The sequence below is a fragment of the Flavivirga sp. 57AJ16 genome, assembly GCF_028736925.1.
Taxonomy (GTDB): Bacteria; Bacteroidota; Bacteroidia; order Flavobacteriales; family Flavobacteriaceae; genus Flavivirga.
On the sequence record NZ_JAQZAT010000016.1, the window covers coordinates 1 to 25,382 of the forward strand.

Consider the following 25,382-nt stretch of genomic DNA (forward strand, 5'->3'; position numbering starts at 1 on the left):
AAGTTCAGTAAGGCATAAGGCACTATAAAAAACAGCATCCATCTTTCCTTTTTGTTCTTGATGATGTCATAGATGGTATACCCTAAATAGACCAATAGCGTGACGCCTGCCAGGACTTCCCCTATAAACAACCATATGTTTTCGCCAAAGCCGTTGACGTCCTCTACGATCTGGAGCGTAATAAAAAACAAGTACGGAATAAAATAGAGGAGGTCCCTGAGTTGAAATTTATCTTGATTGGAACTGTGGTACCTTATTAGTAAAAAGAAGAGTGTGATGATCAATGGAGATTGGAAAAAATACCAGTTCGCATTGGGCAAGAACAGATTGAAATCATCATCCCCGATAACGTTCAAAAGCAATGCAATGATTGAACCTAAAAGTAGCAGGAAATTTACCCGCTTGTAACTTTCCCGCTTGACGAGCAGGACACTCAAAAGGAACAGGCCCTGGATCAGGGCGGTTATCTGGATTATATTTAACATAAATAACAGGACACTTTCTCCAAAAGGGCTAAAATAATTCAAAAAAAACTAAAATAGAATGATGATTCATTAAAAAGCACCAAAACCTAGTACCATCGTTGGCCCGATCGCCGATCGGTTTTCTTGAACAGCCCTGCACCTTTTTCAGGTTCGTTTTATAGATTGGATAACGAAAATTTTTGCGGATGATTGTTCCTGGCCTTCAATATTTTTCGCAATTTGAACCTACCTTTTTTATCTATTACAGCTGCCTGATTGGTATTCTTAACATGGGCAGTTGTGGTAATCACAGGTTGACTATCGGCATCAATAATTTTCCTAGAAAGTTGTCTAGTTAATAAGACCATTTAATTAGTGTGCTATAAGCTTTTATTTGTTTTAGAAAGCTGTATAAGCATATTTAGTGCATTGCAAATTTCGCAGTAAATGGGGGTAAATAATAGCAATATAAGAATGAATGAATGTTTTTATTTGCATAGCTAAAACGATTTAGTATCTTTGTTTGTAAGATATTATTAAAAGTATTTTGTCTTGACAATTTCGTGGAAATTTTTCTAAGTAATAAAAACCATTTCTTGAAAGAAACCATAGGTGGTGATGAAGTTGATGATTTTGAAATTAATTGGGGGCGACTGCGGGCTCTGTTCAAGTAGCTACCTATATTACCTATTTAGGTTCACAAGGTACCTTTGTTACAAACAATCAAGGGGAAAATAGCTTTCAATACGGGCCAAATGCACATGTCCTTTTGCAGGACCAGATTGGCGATTTTTATCTGGAGATAAAACGGATTTAACCACTCAAATAAGTGGTGGGACCCTTATTGAAGCTGCTGCTTTATTAGGACAAAAGAACATTTTATAATTAAAACCAAATCAAAAATTTAAAATTTTATATATCAATAGTTTTATTTTGAGTTAGTTATGTTAGGGGTGGTCGAGCGGTCAATAATAATTTTGACCACCCCTTTTTTAGAATATTTTAATTATTGATTATTACCTCTTGAGTCTGAATAAGCAAAATGTTGATAAAATTTACTTAGAATAATAATTAAAAGAAAATGAAGAGAAGAACTTTTTTACAGAACACTGCCTTGGTAGGAAGTATGGTAACTTTAAATCCATATGAACTATTAGCATCTAATAAATTTATGGATTCAAGCTTTCCTGAAGTTAGAGTAGCTAAGGAATTTAGGAATTTTGAGAGCCAAGATATAGAGAATGCTATAAAAGAATTTCAAAAGAACGTTAAAGATAAAGAGTTAGGTTGGCTGTTTAATAATTGTTTTCCTAATACTCTTGATACTACAGTTACTTATAGTGAGGTTAATGGCAAGCCCGACACCTATGTTATAACTGGCGATATTGATGCCATGTGGCTAAGGGATAGTTCAGCTCAAGTTTGGCCATATATGCAATTTGCGGATAAAGATAAAGATTTAAAAAAACTTATTGCCGGTGTTATTAATCGGCAAACACGGTATATTATTAAAGACCCATATGCCAATGCCTTTTATAAGGACCCCAATAAAGAGGGTGAATGGATAACCGATGGTACTGAAATGAGTCCGGGAGTGCACGAACGCAAATATGAAATTGATTCTCTTTGTTATCCAATTAGATTGGCCTACAATTATTGGAAGACTACAAAAGACACCTCTCCCTTTGATAACGATTGGAAGAAGGCTATAAAAAACACATTGCAAGTTTTTAGGGACCAACAACAAAAAGATGGTTCTAATCCATATGCATTCATGAGAACGACACCATTTGCAACGGATACACGACCATTAAAAGGAAAAGGATATCCAGTTAAGCCAGTGGGACTTATTTGTAGTGCTTTTAGACCTAGTGATGATGCAACAGTATTTTCTTTTTTAATACCTTCCAATTTCTTTGCGGTAGTTAGTCTCAATCAAGCTGCTGAGATGATAGAAGAGATAAGCAACGATCAACAAACAGCAAAAGAATTAAGAGCACTTGGTAAAGAAGTTTCGAATGCCCTTAAAGAACATGCCGTAGTTGAACATCATAAATACGGAAAGATATATGCCTTTGAAATTGATGGATTTGGAAATCACTTATTGATGGATGATGCTAATGTCCCAAGTTTGTTATCACTACCATATCTTGATGCTGTAGACATTAATGATCCTATTTATCAGAATACAAGGAATTTTGTGTGGTCGTTAGATAACCCATTTTTCTTTAAGGGTGAAGCAGCCGAGGGGATTGGCGGACCACATGTTGGAATGGATATGATCTGGCCGATGGCCACTAGTATGCGAGGATTGACCAGCACTAATAACAAGGAAATTAAGGCGTGTATTAAGTCACTTAAATCAACGCACGGTGAAACGGGCTTTATGCATGAATCGTTCCATAAAGATGATCCAAAAAACTTTTCGAGAGCTTGGTTTGCTTGGGCCAATACACTTTTTGGGGAATTCTTATGGAAAACGTATCAAACTAAACCGGAATTATTAAACGAATAAATATAATATCGATTTGATTTCAATGTATAACCGCATCTTTCAACTAACAATATGTTGTTTAACTCCTTACCATAATGTAACCAAATGAAACTTCATCGATTAATAATTACGACCCTATTTTTTATTTCTGTTTTGACCTTAAAGGCTCAAACTGGTGGCTATATTGATATTAAGGACATTGATTATTATGGGGCCGAAATGAAATCAGATGACTATCGTGAAACTCAGTGCAAATTGGATATTTATTATCCTCAAAATGAGGAAGACGTGCCGGTTGTTATTTGGTTTCATGGAGGCGGGTTAACGGGTGGTCAAAAAGAAATTCCAGCAGCTTTAAAGGGAGCGGGTTTTTGTGTTGTTGGGGTTGGATACAGACTTTCTCCAACAGTCCCGGCCAAAACTAGTATAGAAGATGCTGCTCAGGCGATTGCATGGGTTTTTGAGAATATTGAAAACTATAATGGAAGCAGGAAAAAGATTTTTGTTTCTGGTCATTCTGCTGGTGGTTATTTGTCACTGATGACCGTTATGAACAAAGAATATTTGAATAAATATGGGATAGATTCTAATAAAATTGTTGGACTTGTGCCATTTAGTGGTCATACAATTACACATTTTACAATTCGCTCAGAGAGCAACATACCAGATTATCAACCTATTATAGATGAATTTGCACCACTTTACTATATTCGTAAAGATGCGCCATCCATTTTACTAATTACTGGTGATAGAGAGTTGGAAATGCTGGGGAGATATGAGGAAAATGCGTATTTCTATAGAATGATGAAAGTAATCGGGCATAAAGATATTGAAATTTTTGAAATGGATGGATATAATCATGGCATGACATACCCTGCTTTTCCGTTGTTAGTTAAGTTTATTAGATCCAAATGTCAAAACTAAACATAAATACAAATATAGAAAATGAGAGACGTTTATTCAGATGATCGAATTGTCATGACACTAGACGCGGGAGGGACAAATTTTGTGTTCTCTGCAATTCAAGGGGGAAAACATTTAATTAAAAAAAAGGTGCTGCCTTCTAATTCTGATGATATCAACAATTGTCTAAATACGATAGTAAAGGGTTTTAAAGAAGTTAGAAATACGCTGGGAGCAAATAATAGCCCATCAGCAATAAGTTTTGCTTTTCCTGGACCTGCAGATTATAAAAGAGGTATTATTGGTGACCTTACTAATTTCCCATCCTTCAACGGAGGTGTCGCTTTAGGGCCCATGCTTGAGAATATTTTCAAAGTGCCGACCTTAATTAACAATGACGGAGATCTTTTTGCTTATGGTGAAGCCATTGCAGGTTTTTTACCATATGTTAACTCTACGATGAAAGATAAAAATTTAGAGCGTAGATACACCAACTTAATAGGTATTACCATTGGAACCGGTTTTGGAGCAGGTATAGTTGTAAATAATCAAGTTTGTTTTGGTGATAATTCTGCAGCAGGGGAAATATGGTTGACCCGTAATTATTTGGCGAATGATCTTATTGCAGAAGAAGGGGTAAGCATTCGAGCCATCAAGCGAACATATATGGAGCTATCCAACTTAAAGGAATGTCATTTGGAGCCTAAAGAAATTTACCTCATAGCAAAAGGGGTATTAAAAGGTAATAAGGAAGCGGCCATAGAAGCATACGGAAAAGTGGGCACTGTAATTGGAGAATCACTTGCCACTGCAATAACACTTATGGATGCTCCAGTCGTTATCGGTGGTGGAATATCAGGTGCTTCAGAGTTCATAGTTCCTAATATAGTTGAACATCTTAATGGAACTATCCTTGATGGTAATGGGCGACATATAAACAGGATAATATCAAAGGCCTTTTCTATAGACGATCCCAAATCCTTTCCCAAATTTTTAAATGACAACTCTCAAATTCTTGATGTACCGTTTAGTGATAAGAAGGTGCGTTATAATCCACAAAAATTAATACCTATTGGTCTGTCACGATTAGGAACAAGCGATGCTATTTGTTTAGGGGCCTATACCCTTGCAATTAATTATTTGGAAGAGAAAAGGGCTTCTACACCAGTGTATAGTAGAAAATAATATTCCTTAAGACGGAATTTTTGTTGTGTGGATCTTTATTGAGCTTGAATGGTTTTTTTCTTCCCTATTTGGCCAAAGAGGAAGTTCGGATAATTAATTCAGCTTTAAGCTTGATTTGAATGGCTTTAGATATTTTATTTTGTTTTTTTAGTAATTGAAGCATGATACTCATCAACTGTTTGGCAATGTCATCCATGGGTTGGGCAATAGCCGTAATGGACGGCGTATTGATTCTATAAAGATCGTTATCATCAAAGGCAACCAAACCTAAATCCAATGCGGCCTTTTCACTATTTTCTTTTATTATTTCCAAACCGTTCCTAGTAAGATAATTAGTTGAAAAAAATACAGCGTCAATATTCGCATTCTCCTTAAAAAATGTACGCATGATACGCTTACCTTTTTTAGACCCGGTTTCCTCAAATGGAATTTGCAGGACAATGGGTTCGATATCATTTTCAATAACGACATCTTTATATCCTTTTAAGCGATTGAGCATCTGTACTTGTTGAACATCCGTTGTAATAAAAGCTATATGTTTAAAACCATTTTCAATTAAATGTTCAGTGGCATTTTTTGATGCTTCATAATTGTCTATAATGACATAATTGGTTTTTAAATCTTCAAAATATCTATCAAATAAAACAAGAGGTATATTGTTTTTGATCATTTTAGAAAGATCATTTTTTATGCCACTAGAGGGTATTACTATGTATCCGTCAACCTGCATTTCACTAAACAATTCCAAAAGTTCCCGAGAACGCATATCATCATTTTCATTACTACAAAACAATACCTTATAGCCTTCTTTATAAGCAATGTCTTCAATTAAGCGGGCAATTTTAGCAAAAAAGAAGTTGCCAATATCTTCCACCATAAACACTAAAGTCTTTGTAGAACCAGTTCGTAAGCTTCGAGCAACTAAATTAGGTTTATAGCCAACAGACTCTACATAACTCTCAATTTTTTTAATAACCTCATCTGAAATTTTTTTTTCTTTCCCTTTCCTATTTAGTACAAATGATATGGTAGTGGGGGAAACATTGAGTTCTTTTGCGATATCTTTTATAGATAATTTTCTGTTATTCATGGGCTTTTGGCTAAAATTAGATCTTTAGTAAGCTGTAAATTTAAATAAAAAGCAGTTAGCCTTCTATTAAACAAGAAAAAAAGGCTAATAAGAATAATTAAAACCCAGTAAACCAAATTTATTTTAATATCCATTAATTGTTTTCACTAGAATTAATTTGGTTAAACCCAACTATACATTATCTGTAATACATTTGTTCTTTCTTCGTTTTAAGAAGCTGCTACAGAAATAAAAATGATCTCCTTAAAGGTTAATAAAGTTTTGATCATAAATTAATAATCAAAATAAATTAGATAGATAACGGGGTTTTGGTTTGTATCAAAATGATAAATTTAACAAAAAAATAACTCTAGGGATTGTTGTTGTTATATTTTTTTTATGTAAAAATTTGGCTCAACTAAAACGTTTTAGTAGATTTACGATCAGTATTTTTTAAAAACTAAACTATATTCTAACTAAATTAACTTGTATTATGATTAAAAATTCTTTTTTATCTCGTAATAGTCTTGTGACTATAACGACATTTTTTTTGTTTCTAGTTGCATTGTTTGATCCAATATATGCTCAAGATTCAGAATCGTACTCTGTAACGGGAGTTATTACAGATTCAAAGGGACTTCCCTTACCGGGCGTAAATGTTGTAGAGAAAAACACAACTAATGGAGCTCAAACGGATTTCGATGGTAATTATACCATAAAAGTTTCAGATTCAGAATCCGTTTTAATATTTTCTTATGTTGGGATGAAAACAGCAGAGATTCCTGTAAAGGGGGAGAGGCAAATAGACGTTCAAATGGCCGAAGATGCCCAATCCCTGGACGAGGTGGTTTTGGTTGGTTATGGCACCCAGAAAAAAATTAGTGTGGTTGGTGCCCAATCAACCATAAAAGCAGAAGAACTTCAGCTTCCCGTGGCCAATTTGGGCACCATGCTTGCTGGAAGAATTTCGGGTTTGACCGGGGTTCAAAGATCAGGCCTTCCTGGTTTTGACGGAGCAGATTTATGGATACGGGGTATTTCTACTTTTGGAAATAACAGACCTCTCATTTTAGTTGATGGTGTTGAGCGATCTTTGGATAATGTCAACCCCATTGATATAGAATCATTCTCGATTTTAAAAGATGCTTCAGCAACAGCTGTTTATGGTGTTAGGGGAGCTAATGGTGTTATTTTGATTCAGACTAAACGAGGTAAAATAGGTAAACCAAGTGTTTCGCTCGATTATTTTGAAGGGATCACTTACTTTACCAAAACCCCCGAATTAGTAGATGGTGTAACCTATATGAACCTTGCTAATGAAGCCCTCACTACAAGGGGTCAGGTTCCTAGGTTTTCCCAGGAATATATTGATAGAACAGCATCTAACGAAGACCCATTGCTTTATCCAAATGTGAATTGGTTAGACGAGGTGTTTAATGATTTTGGTCGTAATAGACAAGCGTTGGTTAATGTTAGGGGCGGTGCTCAGGATGCACAATATTATGTCTCTCTTGCTTATTACGATGAGACAGGCCTTTTTGTAACCGATGGTGTTGAAGATTATGATTCGGATACGCGATTTAAACGTTACAATTTTACTTCAAACACCACTATCGATATCACAAAAACAACTAATGTTAATGTCGGCATTCAAGGGTATCTTTCTGAAGGTAATTATCCTGGTCAAGATGTTGGGGCCATATTTGGTTCTGCATTAGAGGTGTCCCCAGTTGAGTACCCGAAAATATATCCAGGAGGTTATGTGCCAGGAAAAAGTGCGAATGGAGGTCTTAGAAATCCTTATGCGGAAGTTGCATTAAGGGGGTATAGAACGCTTACACGCACTCAATTAAATACCAATTTGAATATAAATCAAGAATTATCGTTTATTACGGAAGGCTTGTCCCTACGCGGCTTGTTTTCCTTTGATTCTTATAACGAACAAAATACATCAAGATCAAAACGGGAAAGCACTTACTTTGTGGACCCTAACTTTCCCTATACAGAAAACGGGGAACTGCTTTTAAACGAAACATTTAATAGTAGTGATAATTTTCTTGGTTATAGCAATAATAATGGCGGTAATAGACAATTTTATATGCAAATGTCATTAAATTATGAAAGGAAATTTGGAGAACATTCAGTAAGTGGTCTTTTGTTAGCTAACCGTGAGGATTTTGTCAACGCGTTTGCCGGCGATGTTATTGGTTCTATACCATTTAGAAATCAAGGTTTGGCTATGAGAGCGACTTATTCCTATGATGATAAATATTTCCTTGAATTTAATGCCGGTTACAATGGTTCGGAAAATTTTGCCCCTTCCGAACGATATGGCTATTTTCCAGCACTTGCATTTGGTTGGATCGTATCAAACGAACCCTTCTTTGAGCCTCTAAAGGAAACTATTAATTATTTAAAGTTAAGGTATTCCCATGGTATTGTAGGGTCAGATTCTGGGGCTAATAGATTTGCTTATCTAAATAATGTTAGTGCGGGTCAATCAGGCTATAATTTTGGTTATAATAGACGTTTTACAGGTGGGATAGCGCAAACAGCATATGCGGTTGATGTAACCTGGGTGGAATCAACTAAAAAGGATTTGGGTATAGAGATTAATGCATTTGACAATAGATTGCGCATTATATATGATATTTTCACAGAACGGACTAAAGGGTCATTTTTACGACGTGCTGACATTCCAAATTATATAGGCCTCACTACAGATCCTTTTGGGAATATAGGTGAAATGGAGAATAAAGGTTTTGATGGCTCGATTGAATATAGACAGCCCATTAATGATTTGACCCTCAACTTTAGGGGAACCTTTACATATAATGATAATAAAATATTGGAAAATGGGGTGCCGGAACAACCATACCCATGGCTGGAAAGGCGTGGTACAACGCTTCTAGCGAATGTAGGCTACGTGGCAGAACGGTTATTCTCATTAGAGGACGATGTGAATGGAGATGGTTTTATTACTCCAGAAGATGGATTTCCTACCCAGTTTGGTAGAATACAACCAGGGGACATTAAATATCAAGATTTGAACGATGATGGACAGATAGATGACTTCGACAGAAAGGTTATTGGAAAAGGTGATGTTCCTGCCTTAACCTATGGTTTTGGTTTAACTGCAAAATACAAAAATTTTGATTTGAGTTTATTTTTTCAAGGACAAAATTCAGCCGAGCGCTTTGTGGGAGGACAAGGAATCCAACCTTTTATCGGCGATGGTGGTGAAGGAAATGTTTACAAGGCAGCGCTAGATAGATGGACACCGGAGAATGATAATATCTATGCTACAACACCTAGATTGTCTTTTGGTTCATCTAGTGACGGACAAACCAATAATACACAATTAAGTACTTGGTGGCTTAGGGATATAGATTTCTTAAGGCTTAAGACTGCCGAAGTAGGATTCACGTTGCCTTCTAAAATAACGGATAAAATAAATATAGTTAGCTTTAGGTTATACGCACGGGCGACGAACCTCTTTACTATTGGTAATTTTGACCTTTGGGACCCAGAACTGAATACTAATAATGGTTCTCGCTACCCTAATATTTCGGTTGTATCTATAGGGGGTACATTTAACTTTTAAAAAATGAAAAAGCAAAATTTAAAAATATATATTATGAAAAAATCATTTTTGTTAATCTTGATCGTTATGGCTATTTTTTCCTGTAATGATGAGTTTTTAGATCAAGTACCGGACGACCGATTGACCTTTGAACAAACATTTTCCGATCGTGTAACAGTAGAACAGTATCTGGCAAATACATACTCTCAAATTCCCAATGAATTCAATCAGAGATATACTACCAACGAAAATTCGGGACCTTGGACAGGTGCTTCGGATGAGGCTGAATATGTATGGGGTTTTCATATGGGGAATTCTCTTAATGTTGGTGATTGGAATTCGACTACCCAAGGAGTAAGTAATTTGTGGTCAAATTTTTATAGAGGCATTCGCTCTGCGTCAACCTTTATTCATTCTGTTGATCTATGCACGGACTGTGGTCAGGATTTAATTAGTCAATATAAGGCTGAAGCTAGAGGTCTTAGGGCGTTCTACTATTTTAATTTAATGAGAAGTTGGGGGCCTGTAATAATTTTACCGGATGAACCAATTCAACCGGATACTGATTTAAATACACTAGGTCTTGAGAGAAACTCAATCCCTGAAGTGGTTGACTATATTGTGTCGGAATTGGATATGGTAGCAGCAGCATTAGAAGACGTGCCTTTTCTGGAAAATAATTTTGGACGTATGAGCACACCATTTGCTATGATCATCAAGCAAAAAACCCTATTGTTTGCTGCGAGTCCTCTTTTCAACGGAAACTCAGATTATTCAGATTTTGTGAATGACAATGGAGAGCATCTTATACCAGTTAACTATGATGAACAAAAATGGAAATTGGCAGCCGATGCCGCAAAAGCATTTATAGATAAATATGTGCCTGGTGTATTTGATTTATACCGAGAAAATAATGAAGATGGTTCTTTTAATCCGTTCTTATCTTCAAGAAATGTGCATATTGTTGACCCTGGCCTAAACGGTGCCAACAAAGAAATTATTTATGCCAGACCAGGCGGGGGTAATACCTATCATTATGATGTCACGCCATATCATTTTGGCTCTGCTCCAGAAGTTAGGGGAGCTGGTGGTTTAAGCGCTACGCAGGAAGCTGTGGATGCATTTTTTACGTCCAACGGCCGGTCAATTGACGATCCACAAGCGAATTATGAGGCCGATGGATTTTCACAATTTCAAGCGCCTTACGATTTTACTTCTCGATCTACCTATAATCCATGGACGAATAGAGAGCCTAGATTCTATACTAGTATAACATATAATGGCAGTTTATGGCTTAACCGAGATTTCGGAGATATCATTACTAAGACTTGGTACGGAGGAAATTCGGGTCGACAAGTAGGAACTAACGATTATCCGCCAACTGGTTATGTGGTAAGAAAAAAATTGCCTTTAGGAGATCGAAGAGTAAATCTAAGAATGTTCCCAATGGTAAGGTTAGCGGAAGTTTATTTAGATTACGCGGAAGCATTGAATGAATACAACCCTGGCAACCCTGATATTCTTAAGTATTTGAATTTGATTAGGGAGCGTGCCGGTATCCCAGAATATGGTTCTCTTGAAATTGAGGCTCCATCAAACCAATCTGAAATGCGGGAAGCTATAAGAAAGGAAAGATTCGTGGAGTTGTTTGTGGAAAACCATAGATATTTTGATGTGAGACGATGGAAAATAGCGGAAGAGGTCTTAAATGGGCCAGTACACGGTATGGACATCAATGCAAGGGCAGAAGAAGATTTTTATAATGTTGTTACTGTTGAGGATAGAGTGTTCGAATTTAAGCATTATTTGTGGCCAGTGCCACAGGATGAAAGAAATACCAATACAAGTTTGGTGCAAAATCCTGGATGGTAAGTTTGTTGAATCCACATTAAATAATACTTGAACGATTTGGCTTCAAACCTGAGGGCACTCAATCGTAGAGTTAAAAAATAGAAATAAGTATTAATCAACCTCTTTTTAATTTACAAATTAAAAATGTAGTTAATTATATAATACAAATGAAAACAGCTGAACTTTAACAAATTAAAAATATTATCATGAAAAAAATATTATTCAAATTATTTACACTAATAATATTATCTTCATTAACTTTTTCATGTGAAGAAGATAATAACTCTGTAATTGATGGTCTGCCTGATGCGGTAGTCAACGACGACCCAGAGGGGTCGCCACCTCGCGGACTTATTGAAAACTGGAACGGTCACGATGAAACTGTGCTCAGACAGTTCTTGAGTACAAATGTCGGGGTCTATTACGACCCAGAGGTAGATCGGTCTATTGAATGGGCTTTTCAGTTTTTAAACGATGCATGGGGGCATACGAGAAGTACGTATGGTGATTTTGGGTCAAGTGCTTTGTATATAGTTGCCCATGGTGAGCAAGACGATAGTTTTTATAAAACTTATTTTGAGTCTGAATCCGGGAGTGTAAATCTCATAGATTTTTCATTACTGTCCGATAATCCTAGTGGTGATGCTATTGATGAGCCAGCCAGACTGATGTCCTTGATAGTTGAAAATGCTAATAATGGGGTTCTGGGCTCTCCAGGTTCAATGATATGGGGAGACGCTTTTAAAGAAATCTATATTTACGATTTATATCTAGCATTAGGTTTAGATCAAGAAGCCCAAAGAGTAAAATCAGACTACCTTAACAGTACCTACGATACTCCTAATGGAGGAACTTATTGGTTTAGGGATTGGCTTTTACCTATTTATGAAAATTATAGCGAAGGTGAGACTATTGCGAATTTTTTCAAACTTTTATCAAATTATTATCCAATCGATGGTATTTCTTATGCACGAGACATGAATATTGGAGAAATAGTTCATTTCTTTAGTGGAGCGACTGGTGAAGACCTGGAACCTCTTGCCATTGAGGCTTTTGGTTTTAATGATGCTGATAAGAATTTGCTATTACAAGCTAGAGCTGAATTTCCAGAATTGAATTATCCGTTTGAACCTGCATCAGAAATCATTGACGTAACCTCTGAAGCGAATGCCGCCATTGTAGTTAGTAAGGATAATGATGGTGGAGCGACAGCTGGCGAGGGATCACTTAAACTTATAGATAATGACATAACAACAAAATTCTTGACTGGCGGTTTTCCACAGACGTTCTGGATGCAGCAAAATCTTGAAACAGCCTCAGTTGTAAATCGTTATACCTTTACCTCTGGAAACGATGCCCCAGAGAGAGACCTCAAATCCTGGGACCTACAGGGTTCGAATGACGGAATTAATTTCGTGACACTCGATACAAGAACGGACCAAGTATTTACCGAAAGACGCCAGACAAAGGAATTTACGTTTGAAAATGACACACCTTACCTGCACTATCGAGTAAATGTGATTGAAAACAATGGCAGTAGCTTAATACAGTTGTCGGAATGGAGATTAATAAATCTTAAGCTCTTATCTTTTGGTCCAGAGGACGTAACGGATTTGGCAACCTTAACAGTAAACCAGGAAAATAGTAATGGAGCAAATTCAAATGAAGGGTCTTCAAAATTAATAGATGGGAGTACTGGTACAAAGTTTTTAGTTTTTAACGTAACATTTCCATTAAACGCGACGTTGACCTTTCAGGAGGCATACCGGGTAACTAAATACTCAATGACTTCAGCGAATGATGCCCCAGGAAGAGATCCAACAGCATGGACGCTTCAAGGATCCAATGATAACGTGAATTTTGTTGACCTTGATACAAGACAAGATCAATCATTTTCCGAAAGAGACATGACCGTTGATTATTTTGTTAATAATGAAGAATCATACCTGTATTACCGTCTATCAATTACGGCCAACGGAGGTGATTCACTGTTTCAACTTGCTGAATGGCGTGTTTTAGCAGAGTAGTCGTTTAATTTAATTAATAGAGTATAGCTTTGGTAGTATTAACAAAGCTATACTCTATAATACTTATTTTTTTCTGTCATGAAAAAAACATAGTAAAATAATTTCTCGACTTATCTTATGCATCTTTTAATGGTTTTAATCAATTATTTTTTATGTGCCATTTAATCGCTATTGCCGCCCTTTACTTGATTAAGCCTATGCTATCTATATATACCATTAAAATTCAATTTAATAGATGATTCCAATATGTTTTTTTGTATATTCGTTCTTACAACTAAATCGATTTATCTATAAAATGATTTTCGAATTAAATCTGATATTGAATTTTAATTAAAAATTTATTGTTGTCCCCTTAAAACTATAGACTATAATAAGAAGCCCATCAATAATAGTAAAAGCATTACAGATTAGACACCTTGCTTTAAAAACAAGTAAAAACAAACAAGAAATATTTAGGTTTCAGGAAGTAAAACAATAGAGGAGTCTGTGTTTGTCAGTTAGTTACAATCAAGTCTTTGTTCTTGGTTCAAATAGCGAAGCGGTCTTACGTCTTTAGTCGGACACTAATGTTAAAAATTATAATATGAAAAATTTTAAAATATTATCAATTCTCTTAATTGTTTTTTTTACTATTACTTTTTGCTCAAAAGATGAGGGCTCAAAGGATTCTAAAAATAATAATGCTTCAGTAAATGTTGAGAAAATTACTGTTAAGAATATGGACAACGAAACGCCTAAAAAAGGAGATGTTCTTCGTTTCGATATTGTTCTTAAAAATGAAGGGAATGTGACATCAACAGTGGTTGTGTCTCCTAAAATTTCAAGTAAAAGATTTGAAGATTTTGTTAATGTATCGGTGGCTTTCCAAGAAGTTTCTTTAGGAGCTAATGAGCAAAAGACTATTATTGTAGAAGTGGGGCCATTTTTACATGATGAGGCTAAAGCAAAACATTATGCTTTAGGGCGTGGGGATTATACTGTAGACTATGTGGCAATAGATGAAAAACGGGATTTTGATTTTGAAGGTAAAGATTTTAAGATTGAGGGTAGTAATGTTATATTAACCCCAGTTATTTATGATCAAAATTACTTAAGTAAAATTAATTATTTATATAGTATAAATACTTATTTAACCTCTGCATTTACTCGTAAAGTTATGCTTTATGAATCTGGAAATTATACTGAGTTCGCAGGAGGGTTTGATGACATGCTCAATACTAAACATCTTTTTCACCCTATCTCTGCTCCAAATGTTTCAGACTATCCTATTGAAGATGGAAAATGTGAAAAAGCAATAGCGTTGGCGGGAGATAAACTTGGTCTTAATCATGATTGGAAGGGGCCTAATGTGGGTACACAGATTGAAAATCATGGATTTGATTATTTAATGGTACTATCACCAGATTCTTTTGGAGGCGTGACATGTGGATGGATTAATGTACAAATATCGGGACTTTTCGATTTTGATCTAAGTCTCGATAGATCACAGGTTATTATGGTTCATGAAACAGGACACATTTTAGGAGCACCACATTGTGATCCGCTTCAAGGATATGTGATGTGTTCTGGGGAAAAGCATGAAAAATATATTAATGAAGGTATTTTTGTATTTCATATTGATTCTAAAAATCACATGGAAAATAGGTTTGATTAACCAAGAAATACAAACCTCACAAATTTTTTTGTAAATCGAATAGGGTTTTTAAATAAATACACGGTTCGTAAAGTACCGCCTCAACCATTTCATATATCTTGAAGTCTACCGACTGTCATCTTTCCTTTGGCATCGAAATTTATCAAGATTTTTTTGAAATTGTAAAGAATGTAACCGTTACAAAACCCAATAATTCTAACACCCCCCATTCATTTAAACCGCTTCTAAGCGTTTTTTCTATTTTGAGACTGCTGCTATATCAGCTTGTTAAAACGTATCTATAGGCTTGCTTAAATGCTTTTTGAAGTTTTAAAAACAAGCCGAGCACCCCTGCTTCGCTTTTTACCCGTTTTTGAGTGAATTTGAGGTACTTGTGTAGGATTCCCTAAAATAGTTCTTATTCTGTATTAGGACTTGTACCTAATTACGGGAGGAGACCGTTTCATTTAAATTTTTAGAAAATGTAGCAGTTCTAGTCTGAGAAGCTTATAAGTGTTATCAACATTTCAGAATAATTAAATTATCACAATCCGTTCTATGTTCAAATTGGTATAATACCATACTGGGTAGGGACTTTAAATAAATCTGAGAGCTATTCAAACTAGTGTGTCCTAGCATCTCCGATATCGCTTGTAACGGCACTTCCTGCAGCATCGCTTGTGTAGCAAAACGGTAACGGCTACATATGCAGTGAGTGTCTGTTGAATCTGGTATTTTTATCAATTTTTCGTAAGTCTGAATTATAGAGACGGCTTACACCGTGTAAGTCTTATTGATGATTTAAGCCAGACATTTCGGTTTAAATCGAATCACATAAAATCTTCCAAAATTGGTGGTGCCTATTAATTATGAGTCCAATTAAAATTGTGTTATTAAAGCTATGCTAACGAGCGGGGTGCCCGGTTAGGTTAAATCTTTCTAAGAATATATATTCAAACTTTTCATTTAACATGTAATTGTACTTGGATTTCGCCAAAAGTGTTTTCGACCAAAATTACCCTCAAGAGGTTAAGTTTGGCAAATACGAGAACAATTCTTAGCTGCATGACTGTGTATATTTGGCTGTTTAACTACAACTATGCCGAATAATAAGACTAAAAAAGTACTATTACTAATTGTATGTTCTATTATAACGATTTCTTCTTTTTCACAAGAAGAGATTCAAGAACGTACATATAATTATACGTTAAGTTCAGTGGAAGGTCATAACGGAATGTATGACTGGAAAATGAAAAAAGCCGATGAATTGACTACGCGCTCTGAAGCTATTTCAACGCTTGAAGTAAGTACAAAAGATTGGATGCCGGCCATAGTTCCAGGAACCGTTTTAAATTCTCTTGTCTACAACGATGTATATCCAGAACCTTACTATGGGTTGAATAACAAATTGGAGTCTCAGCTCATTCCGGATTTATACCATGCCGGCAGGGATTTTTATACCTATTGGTTTCGAACTGAATTTAATGCTGACGAAAGCTTGTTTAAAGACCAGAAGGTTTGGATGCAGGTTGATGGTATTAATTATCGAGCTGAAATATGGTTAAACGGAAAGATGGTAGGTAATCTCTCGGGCATGTTTTTGCAAAAGCAACTTGAGATTACAGATTATTTAGTTTATGATCAGCAAAATGTACTTGCTGTAAAGGTTTATCCCGTGGATTCTCCGGGAACGATCAAGCCTAAAGGCGGAAAATCTTTCGGAGCTGAAGGAGAATTCCAAAACGGAGGCAATGGTGAGATAGGTAGAAATATAACACAGTTAATGACTGTAGGTTGGGATTTCACTTTTCTGGATGGGATCAGGGATAGAAATACTGGTATATGGAAAGACATCAAGATTTTCACAACCGGAAAAACCATTTTAAATCATCCCTTTGTAAAATCAGAACTGGCAAAACCTAATTATGATAGCTCCAAGCAAACGATTTCAGTAGAGGTGGCCTACCCTAATTATCTTCCCCAAAACAGGCGACAAAAAGTTAAAGTTATCGGAGAGATCAAAGGGGAAAATATCCATTTTGAAAAAGAGGTAGCTCTTTATAGGGAAGAAGTAAAGAAGGTAGTATTTAACCCAGAAGAGTTCCCGCAACTAATCATAGCTAACCCTCGCTTGTGGTGGCCTGTAAATAAAGGAAAACAAGAATTATATGATCTGGTCTTAAAGACCGAAATCGATGGAGTAGTGACCGATTCTATTCTTACACGCTTCGGCATACGGGAAATTACCTCAACTACAGACACTCCAGACCAATCCAGGACTTTCCATGTTAACGGCAAACCTATGTTTATTAGAGGAACAAATTGGTTGCCTGAAAATATGCTTCGTACATCAAAGGAGCGAACTTATGCTCAATTAAGATACTCCGCGCAGTCCGGGATAAACCTCATTCGATTTTGGGGAGGTGGCATTACCGAATCTGATTATTTTTTCCAGTTGTGTGATGAACTGGGTATACTGGTTTGGCAGGAGTTCTGGATGACAGGCGACACCCAACATCCGCAAGACATGGGGTTATACCTGTCTAATGTTACGTCAACGGTAAAAAGAATACGCAACCATCCCAGCCTTGCTTATTATGTGTCGTCTAATGAAAGCACACAGATGCCCTATATCGAATCTCTGCTGAGTTTTTTAGATGGTACCAGAGGGTATCAAATGCAATCTGAAACCGATGGAATTCATGATGGAAGCCCTTATAAGCAGGTAAATATTATGAATCATTATGAAAATACGGCCTCAGAACGAGGAAGCCGTATTGATGGGTTCAATCCAGAATATGGAGCGCCTTGCCTTCCAACAGTAGAGTGCCTTCGAGAGATGATGGATGAAGAAGACCTTTGGCCCATAAACAAAGAAGTTTGGGATTATTTAGATGGTAATGGGTTTCACTTAATGACCTCTATGTATACCGAGATGACCAATGAATACGGTGTGTCTGGCAGCATTGATGAATTTGCGATGAAGGCTCAGTTTGTAGGAGCTATGAATTATAAGAGCATCTGGGAGGTCTGGAACTATAATAAACTTAATTATGGTGATCGATATGCTTCAGGGTTTCTATACTGGTACCATAATTCTCCTATTCGGCAGGTATGTGGGCGTATGTGGGATTGGTCCTTAGAACCTACAGCTGCATTATACGCCGCGCAAAATGCTTGTGAGCCGTTGCATCCCCAGTTTGACTATTTAAAAAATACAGTGTCAGTAGTTAATGACTACTACCGGTCTTTTGAAAATTATAGGGTGACAGCAGATGTGTATGATTTAAATATGAATAAACTATTTACCAAATCTGAAACAATAGATTTATCGGAGGCTGCTGTGGCAAATGATATTTTTAAAATTGAGTTTCCTGCTAATACTACTTCCATTCAATTTATTAAACTCAGGTTGTTTGATGCTCATAATAATCAGGTAGGAAGTAATTTTTATTGGCGATCAAGCAATACTTATAAAGGTCGAAATACACTTACCGGGCCCGCTACAGCCGGATTTCAAGATATCAATAAACTGGATCAAACCACAATAGATGTTAACTATACCACTTCGGTCAAATCAGGCAAGCATTTCATCAATCTCGATTTAAAAAACACGGGAAAGACCCTTTCCTTTTTCACACAGATACAATGGTTGGATGACAAAGGGAAACCAGTAAGGCCCTCTTTTTATTCCGATAATTTTATGAGTTTATTGCCAGGTGAGTCCCAATCTGTAACTATAGAAACAGCTGTTGATAAACTTTCTGAAGCATCATACTCCCTGGTTGTAAAGGGAATTAATATCAGTACCAAAAAATTCAAGATAAAACCTTGTGCAGATTGCTTTTGATAAAATCAAACTAAGAATACAAGTATATGAAAAAGCAGATCATTTCTATTATTGTTTTAATACTATTCTTACTCAGTGTTTCATGTAGCACAATGAAACAAACTAAAGAGGAGAAAAGTGATAGTATCCCCTCTTGGGCACTGGGTGAATTTGTACGGCCTGATATAGATCATCCAGTCATTTCACCGGATCCTGCCAGTACGTTTTATTGCCCTATGAATCAGGCTGAAGTTAAATGGGAAGAGAGTGAGACCTTTAATCCAGGAGCGATCGCACATAATGGTAAAATAGTCGTTCTCTACCGGGCAGAAGACAATTCAGGGCAAGGTATAGGCAAACGTACTTCACGTATAGGATATGCCGAAAGCAGTGATGGTATCAGTATGGAAAGAAGGGGAGAGCCGGTGCTTTTTCCTGCTAATGATGATTATGCAGATTTAGAATGGCCCGGAGGCTGCGAAGACCCAAGGGTTACCATGGCCGAAGACGGCCTGTACGTGATGCTCTACACCGCCTGGAACCGTAAATTGGCCCGTTTAGCCGTGGCTACTTCAAGGGACCTTATTCATTGGGAAAAGCATGGTTTAGCATTTGAAAAAGCTTACAACGGGCGGTTTAAAAATCTGTTCTGTAAATCAGCCTCTATGCTAACAGCCATTAAGGATGACAAAATACGAATTCAAAAATTCAACGGCCAATACTTCATGTACTGGGGTGAACATGCAATCTACGCGGCTACTTCTAAGGATCTGATCAACTGGGAGCCCGTATTAGATGACAATCAGGAGCTCAAGGTAATAGCGAAACCTCGTAAAGGCTTTTTTGATAGCATCTTTACAGAATGTGGCCCCCCTGCCTTAATCACTGATAACGGAATTGTTTTACTGTATAATGGTAAGAATGCGCGAACCGATGGTAACGGGGACCCTAACTATCCTTCGGGCGCTTATTGTTCCGGTCAACTGTTGATGGATGCCCGCGATCCCCTCAAAGTATTGGACCGTTTAGATAAACCGTTTTTCTATCCGGAAGCACCTTATGAAAAAAGCGGGCAATATGCTCAGGGTACCGTATTCATTCAGGGCTTGGCTTATTTAAATAATACACTGTATCTCTATTACGGTTGTGCCGATTCTAAAGTTGGGGTCGCTATGTGCCGCTATAAGAATAAATAAAAAAATAAATCTAATTGAAGAAGATAGTCAGTCCTATAATCATCTTAATCCTTTGTGTGAACAAACTGTTTGCATACGAGTATGATGTTGTTATTGTGGGGGGAACACCTGCTGGAATAACCGCAGCAATTGCAGCAGCCCGGGAAGGGAAGGATTGTCTTATTTTAGAACGAACGCCATATATAGGAGGGCTTCCGGTAAATGGACTGGGTGCAACTGATATCGCAACAAGAGATGCTACTACCGGTTTGTTTAAGCAATTTGTTAGCTTGAATAAAGAATACTATAAAGCTCAATTTGGTATTGATTCCCCACAGGCAAAACAAAGTAGTGATGGCTACCATTTTGAGCCGCATGTGGCTGCTGCATCATTTGATAAAATGATAGGGATGGCCGGGCCAGGTAAGATAGAGGTTTTAGTACTTAGACAATTTGATTCTGCACCCAAATATGTAAACAAAGAAGGGAATACAATTCAATCCATTCGAATACTTAACAGACAAACCGGACAAGAGGAGTATTATAGTGCTAAAGTATTCATTGATGCAACTTATGAAGGTGATCTTGGCGCTGCTGCGGGTGTCCCCTATCGGTTAGGGAGAGAAGGAATCGATGAATTTAAAGAACCTTGTGCGGGTAAAATTTACCGTTGGTGGAAACTTGGACCTGATGAAGAAGGAACTACCTATCAAGGTGATAATGCCATACAGGCATATAATTACCGTTTATGCCTGACCAACAACCCTAATAACCGTTTGCCAGTGGTTAAACCAGAAGCTTATGACAGGGAAGAATTTGTGTCACTAATTGAAGATGTGCTTAGCGGACGGAACACCGATATCCGTTTCAGTCAGGTTGATAGTGCCCAAATACAAGCAAATAGAAGAAAAATTCTTGCAGGGGAGAAAACTGCCATTCCCGGAGACCCTTGGGGTATTTGGAAACTTTGCAGCATGACCTCCTTGCCAAACAGAAAGGTAGATGCCAATAATCAGCACCTTGCCTTAATATCTACAGATCTTCCCGAAGAAAACTGGCCTTGGCCCACATCGGGGTGGGCATGGCGCGATCAATATGCTAAGCGACTTAAGTCATATACGTTAGGGTTATTGTGGTTTGCTCAAAATGATAAAGCCCTTCCTGAACATTTTCGGGAGGCATGTAAATCATGGGGCTTTGCTAAAGATGAGTATCAGGATAATCATGGATTTCCACGTCAGGTTTATGTGCGTGAAGGTAGGCGCCTTGAAGGAGTACACCTCTTTACAGCACATGATGCGTTACCTGTAAATGAAGGAGGTCGGCCACCCATTTATAAGACATCAGTCACTGCCAGCCACTATGCGCTTGATTCGCACGCGGTACGTAAGCGTGAGCTGGGACGTGTACACCTAGATGGTTTTTTTAGTCATTTTTCTGCCCCTTATACCGTTCCTTATGAAGTGATGGTGCCAAAATTTATAAACAATTTGTTATTTCCCGTGGCAGTTTCTGGGAGTCACGTGGGGTTTTCAACCTTGCGGATGGAACCCTGTTGGATGGCTCTAGGTGAAGCGGCAGGTATTGCAGCAGCTTTGATTGTTGATAATGGGGTGACCGTAAGGGAAATTTCAATAAGTACACTTCAGAACACTCTACTCAATAATGATGCTACATTAATCTATTTCAAAGATCTCAAAACTACAGATGCCGAATTTAAGGAGGTACAAAAATTAGCCCTGCGTGGTTTTTTTACCGAATGGGAGGCTTCTCTTGATGAAGACTTAGATGAAAATACAAGCCGCTTGTGGAATAATTTAATCAATAAATCTATACCGTATAAAGGAAAAACAAAAAGGGAAATAATTGAAAAATTTATAAAACAATGAATGCCAAATTGAAAACTAAATATGATTACTAAACTTAAATTTAAATAAATATGATTTCAAAAACTACGTATTATATACTGATTTGGTTCAGTATTATGATGTGTGTGACTGCTAATGCACAAAATGATAATAAGGAAATTTCAGGTGTGATTTTAGATGTAAATAATGTGCCTATAGTTGGTGCAACTATTTTAATAAAAAACACTAATCAAGGCACCGTGACCAATTTTGATGGAGAATTTAATATACAAGCTCCAGAGAATGAAATACTTGTGATATCTTATATTGGATATCTTACTCAGGAAGTGAAAATTACTGATCAATCAAATTATAATATAATCTTAAAAGAGGATTCTTTTGAATTAAATGAGATTGTAGTGATTGGATATGGATCCATGAAGAAAAAAGAACTTACGGGAGCAATTACACAGATTACTCCTGATAATATTGTCAATGAGAATCCCAATACCGTTCAGGATATTTTAAGGGGAACTCCCGGAGTGCAAGTAGGTTTTAGCAATTCTGCAAAAGGGGGAGGAGGTATACAGATTCGGGGACAGCGTTCTGTTTATACCGCAGGAAACCATAACAGTCCCTTGTTAGTTCTTGATGGGATGATATTTTATGGTGAACTATCAGAAATCAACCCCGATGATATAGAGCAAATTGATATTCTAAAAGATGCTTCCGCGGCAGCCGTGTATGGAGCGAAGGCGGCTAATGGTGTCATTATTATTACCACAAAAAAAGGTAAGAAGGGGAAACCAAGTATCAATTTAAGTTTGAATACAGGCGTTTCACAGGTAACGTCCCTCAGGGATAGGTGGGGTCCTGATGATTATTTACGTCATCGTCAAGATTGGTTTGAAACCTCCACTTATGGGGTAAATTACCTGACTGAAGGTTATGAGGCCTATCAAGTTGGCCAGATGGCTTCTAAACCGGGATATTATACAAACCCAAACAATCTTCCAGCCGATGTAGCTTTGGAAGACTGGCGAGCTTATACTCAAAATTCAGGAGATGAATCCGATTTAAGTATCTGGGCTCAAAGGCTTGGCATCAGAGGGAATGTCCTGGAGAACTTATTAGAAGGAAAAACAGTTGACTGGAAAGACCATGCTTTTAGAACAGGCTTCAATCAGGATTATAATGTAAGTGTAAGTGGAGCCGGAGATAATGCAGATTACTATTTCTCCATGGGTTATTTAAGTAATGAAGGCGTTGTAAGAACAGATAATTACAGTGCGATACGAAGTAATTTAAAAGTGAATTTAGATGTTACAGACTGGTTACAGATTGGGGCTAATGTGAATTTTCAGGACAGATCAGATGATAATATTGGTTTGAATGTAGGGTCTACCTTAAATAATAGTCCATTTGCTGATTACGCTGATGAAAATGGTAACCCGGTTCAATATCCTTTTGATGATAACTACAGCAGAAGAGGGTATAACTTTGATTTTGAAAGAGAATATGCCCAACAGGAAAGTGGTTACACTACGCTTAATAGCATTTTCAATGTTAAGGTCAAATTGCCCCTCGATATTACATATACATTTAATGCTTCACCTCGATATCAGTTCTATTACAACCGAAAGTTTACTTCAGCAGATTTACCCTTTTCAAACCCCAAAGACCGAGGTGTAGACAGAAATCAGGCAAAACGTTTCAACTGGTCGTTGAACAATACTATAGAATGGGATCATATTTTTAACAAAAAACACCATTTCATTCTAACACTCGTGCAAGAAGCAGAAGAGCTTCAGTATTGGAGTGATGATATCTATGCACGTAATATACAGCCTTCGGATGCTTTGGGGTTTCATAATACACAAAATGGTACAAAGGAAGATAGTTCGTTTTATTCTTCCGATAGCTACCAGACAGCAGATGCACTATTGGCACGCTTATTTTATTCTTTTGATAATCGTTATTTGATTACCGGCTCTATACGTAGAGATGGTTATTCTGCTTTTGGATCATCTAATCCACATGCTATTTTTCCTTCTGTATCTCTGGCATGGACATTTACCAATGAAAAGTTTTATAATTGGAATCGTATTATGAATTATGGGAAATTACGCCTTTCGTATGGTAAAAATGGAAACCGTTCATTAAGCAGCCCATATTTAGCATTAGCAAATTTATCTTCCGGTGCCGGTAAAATGCAGGGGTATTTAAACGGTAGCGGGGATGAAGAACTTTATCGTTATTTAATAGTTGATCGTATGGCAAATCCTGGCTTGCAATGGGAAAAGACAGTTTCATGGAACGCTGGGCTTGATTTTGGCTTTTTAGATGGGCGTATAGGAGGGAGCCTAGAGTTATATTATGCAGAAACTCAAGATATGATTATGTCGCAACGATTGCCTGAGTTCACGGGATTCTCAGATATTACAACAAACTTAGGGCAGGTAAATAATTCTGGTATTGAATTTACACTGAATACTAAAAATATTGCTAAAGAAGATTTTCAATGGAATACTACTTTAGGCTTTTTCTATAATAAAAATGAAATTAAGCACCTGTATTACGAATATGAAAATGGAGAAGAGGTAGATGATATCAGCAATGGTTGGTTTATTGGAGAGCCTATAAGCGCAATTTGGGATTATAAAGTAACCGGTATCTGGCAAAAAGATGAAGTGGACGCAGCAGCAGAGTTTGGACAAAAACCGGGAGACCCTAAGGTTGCTAATGTGTACACAGAAGATGATATCATAAATAATGATGGCTCTGTAACGCCGGTGTATAACAATAACGATAAAGTAATCCTTGGTCAGTCTGCACCCCCTATTAATTGGTCATTGCGTAATGATTTTACATTCTGGAAAAATTTGACATTCTCGTTTAATATGTATTCGTATATGGGACATAAAAGTTTAAATAATGTATACCTTAATGATGATGATCATGGGTCTAATATGTCGCTCGGTTTTATAAACCTGCCAGAAAAAGAATATTGGACTGTTAATAATCCTTCCAATACTTACGGGCGTATAGGTGCCGTAGGCCCTACCGGCGCACAGGCACCAGGTCGACTTATTGATCGTTCCTTTATACGTTTGGAAAATATAACTGTTGGGTATTCATTCCCAAAAAGAATAATTAATAAATATAATTTAGAGCGTCTTAAGGTTTATGCTGCTTTACGAAACGTGGCTACCTGGGAAAAGGAATGGGAGTATGGAGATCCGGAAATTGGTTCATTTGCGCCTCGCATAGGTACTTTGGGATTGAATATTACTTTTTAAAACCTAATATAAAATAAGATAAT

Annotated in this window: 12 protein-coding genes and 1 pseudogene; 11 read left to right on the forward strand and 2 right to left on the reverse strand. The window is 37.0% G+C overall.

The features are described 5' to 3' along the window. Positions 1-356 (reverse strand): annotated as a pseudogene (locus PQO00_RS16175) (hypothetical protein); the annotation flags it as partial. Between the two features lie 1,189 nt (positions 357-1,545). On the opposite strand from PQO00_RS16175, the gene PQO00_RS16180 reads away from it, so the two are divergent. The 3 genes from PQO00_RS16180 to PQO00_RS16190 all read left to right on the forward strand — a co-directional run bounded on the left by PQO00_RS16180 (position 1,546) and on the right by PQO00_RS16190 (position 5,046). Beyond that, complete coding sequence (locus PQO00_RS16180) at positions 1,546-2,979, forward strand: glycoside hydrolase family 125 protein (RefSeq protein WP_274185897.1); 1,434 nt, start codon at positions 1,546-1,548, stop codon at positions 2,977-2,979. An 84-nt stretch (positions 2,980-3,063) separates the two neighbouring features. Beyond that, positions 3,064-3,882 (forward strand): alpha/beta hydrolase, encoded by an 819-nt coding sequence (locus PQO00_RS16185; RefSeq protein ID WP_274185898.1) that lies wholly within the window; start codon positions 3,064-3,066, stop codon positions 3,880-3,882. A gap of 21 nt (positions 3,883-3,903) precedes the next feature. Continuing rightward, positions 3,904-5,046: an ROK family protein gene (locus tag PQO00_RS16190; RefSeq protein ID WP_274185899.1), complete on the forward strand. Its 1,143-nt coding sequence runs from the start codon at positions 3,904-3,906 to the stop codon at positions 5,044-5,046. 64 nt (positions 5,047-5,110) lie between these two features. Here PQO00_RS16190 and PQO00_RS16195 read toward each other — a convergent pair whose 3' ends face one another. Beyond that, positions 5,111-6,136, reverse strand: a complete 1,026-nt coding sequence (locus PQO00_RS16195; RefSeq protein WP_274185900.1) for a LacI family DNA-binding transcriptional regulator — start codon at positions 6,134-6,136, stop codon at positions 5,111-5,113. Positions 6,137-6,608: 472 nt separating this feature from the next. On the opposite strand from PQO00_RS16195, the gene PQO00_RS16200 reads away from it, so the two are divergent. The 8 genes from PQO00_RS16200 to PQO00_RS16235 all read left to right on the forward strand — a co-directional run bounded on the left by PQO00_RS16200 (position 6,609) and on the right by PQO00_RS16235 (position 25,359). Then, on the forward strand, positions 6,609-9,719 hold the full coding sequence (locus PQO00_RS16200; protein WP_274185901.1) for a TonB-dependent receptor: 3,111 nt from the start codon (positions 6,609-6,611) through the stop codon (positions 9,717-9,719). A 33-nt stretch (positions 9,720-9,752) separates the two neighbouring features. After that, positions 9,753-11,570: a RagB/SusD family nutrient uptake outer membrane protein gene (locus PQO00_RS16205; RefSeq protein ID WP_274185902.1), complete on the forward strand. Its 1,818-nt coding sequence runs from the start codon at positions 9,753-9,755 to the stop codon at positions 11,568-11,570. Positions 11,571-11,755: 185 nt separating this feature from the next. Further along, positions 11,756-13,576 (forward strand): discoidin domain-containing protein, encoded by a 1,821-nt coding sequence (locus PQO00_RS16210; protein WP_274185903.1) that lies wholly within the window; start codon positions 11,756-11,758, stop codon positions 13,574-13,576. Between the two features lie 583 nt (positions 13,577-14,159). Beyond that, positions 14,160-15,230, forward strand: coding sequence for a hypothetical protein (locus PQO00_RS16215; RefSeq protein ID WP_274185904.1), 1,071 nt, complete (start codon positions 14,160-14,162; stop codon positions 15,228-15,230). A gap of 1,078 nt (positions 15,231-16,308) precedes the next feature. Further along, positions 16,309-19,059, forward strand: coding sequence for a sugar-binding domain-containing protein (locus tag PQO00_RS16220; RefSeq protein ID WP_274185905.1), 2,751 nt, complete (start codon positions 16,309-16,311; stop codon positions 19,057-19,059). A gap of 26 nt (positions 19,060-19,085) precedes the next feature. Beyond that, positions 19,086-20,234, forward strand: a complete 1,149-nt coding sequence (locus PQO00_RS16225) for a glycoside hydrolase family 130 protein (RefSeq protein WP_274185906.1) — start codon at positions 19,086-19,088, stop codon at positions 20,232-20,234. Between the two features lie 56 nt (positions 20,235-20,290). Next, entirely contained in the window at positions 20,291-22,102 is a 1,812-nt protein-coding gene (locus tag PQO00_RS16230; RefSeq protein WP_274185907.1) for an FAD-dependent oxidoreductase, read from the forward strand. Positions 22,103-22,152: 50 nt separating this feature from the next. Then, the gene (locus PQO00_RS16235; protein WP_274185908.1) at positions 22,153-25,359 is read left to right on the forward strand and encodes a SusC/RagA family TonB-linked outer membrane protein; all 3,207 of its coding nucleotides are present in this window, start codon (positions 22,153-22,155) and stop codon (positions 25,357-25,359) included. Positions 25,360-25,382 lie beyond the last annotated feature (23 nt).

Excerpts from the sequence above, each read along its gene's own strand:
- PQO00_RS16220 (WP_274185905.1), top strand. The coding sequence starts at position 16,309 with ATGCCGAATAATAAGACTAAAAAAGTACTATTACTAATTGTATGTTCT.
- PQO00_RS16210 (WP_274185903.1), top strand. The coding sequence starts at position 11,756 with ATGAAAAAAATATTATTCAAATTATTTACACTAATAATATTATCTTCA.
- PQO00_RS16205 (WP_274185902.1), top strand. The coding sequence starts at position 9,753 with ATGAAAAAATCATTTTTGTTAATCTTGATCGTTATGGCTATTTTTTCC.
- PQO00_RS16235 (WP_274185908.1), top strand. The coding sequence starts at position 22,153 with ATGATTTCAAAAACTACGTATTATATACTGATTTGGTTCAGTATTATG.
- PQO00_RS16200 (WP_274185901.1), top strand. The coding sequence starts at position 6,609 with ATGATTAAAAATTCTTTTTTATCTCGTAATAGTCTTGTGACTATAACG.
- PQO00_RS16180 (WP_274185897.1), top strand. The coding sequence starts at position 1,546 with ATGAAGAGAAGAACTTTTTTACAGAACACTGCCTTGGTAGGAAGTATG.
- PQO00_RS16195 (WP_274185900.1), bottom strand. The coding sequence starts at position 6,136 with ATGAATAACAGAAAATTATCTATAAAAGATATCGCAAAAGAACTCAAT.
- PQO00_RS16215 (WP_274185904.1), top strand. The coding sequence starts at position 14,160 with ATGAAAAATTTTAAAATATTATCAATTCTCTTAATTGTTTTTTTTACT.
- PQO00_RS16225 (WP_274185906.1), top strand. The coding sequence starts at position 19,086 with ATGAAAAAGCAGATCATTTCTATTATTGTTTTAATACTATTCTTACTC.
- PQO00_RS16190 (WP_274185899.1), top strand. The coding sequence starts at position 3,904 with ATGAGAGACGTTTATTCAGATGATCGAATTGTCATGACACTAGACGCG.
- PQO00_RS16185 (WP_274185898.1), top strand. The coding sequence starts at position 3,064 with ATGAAACTTCATCGATTAATAATTACGACCCTATTTTTTATTTCTGTT.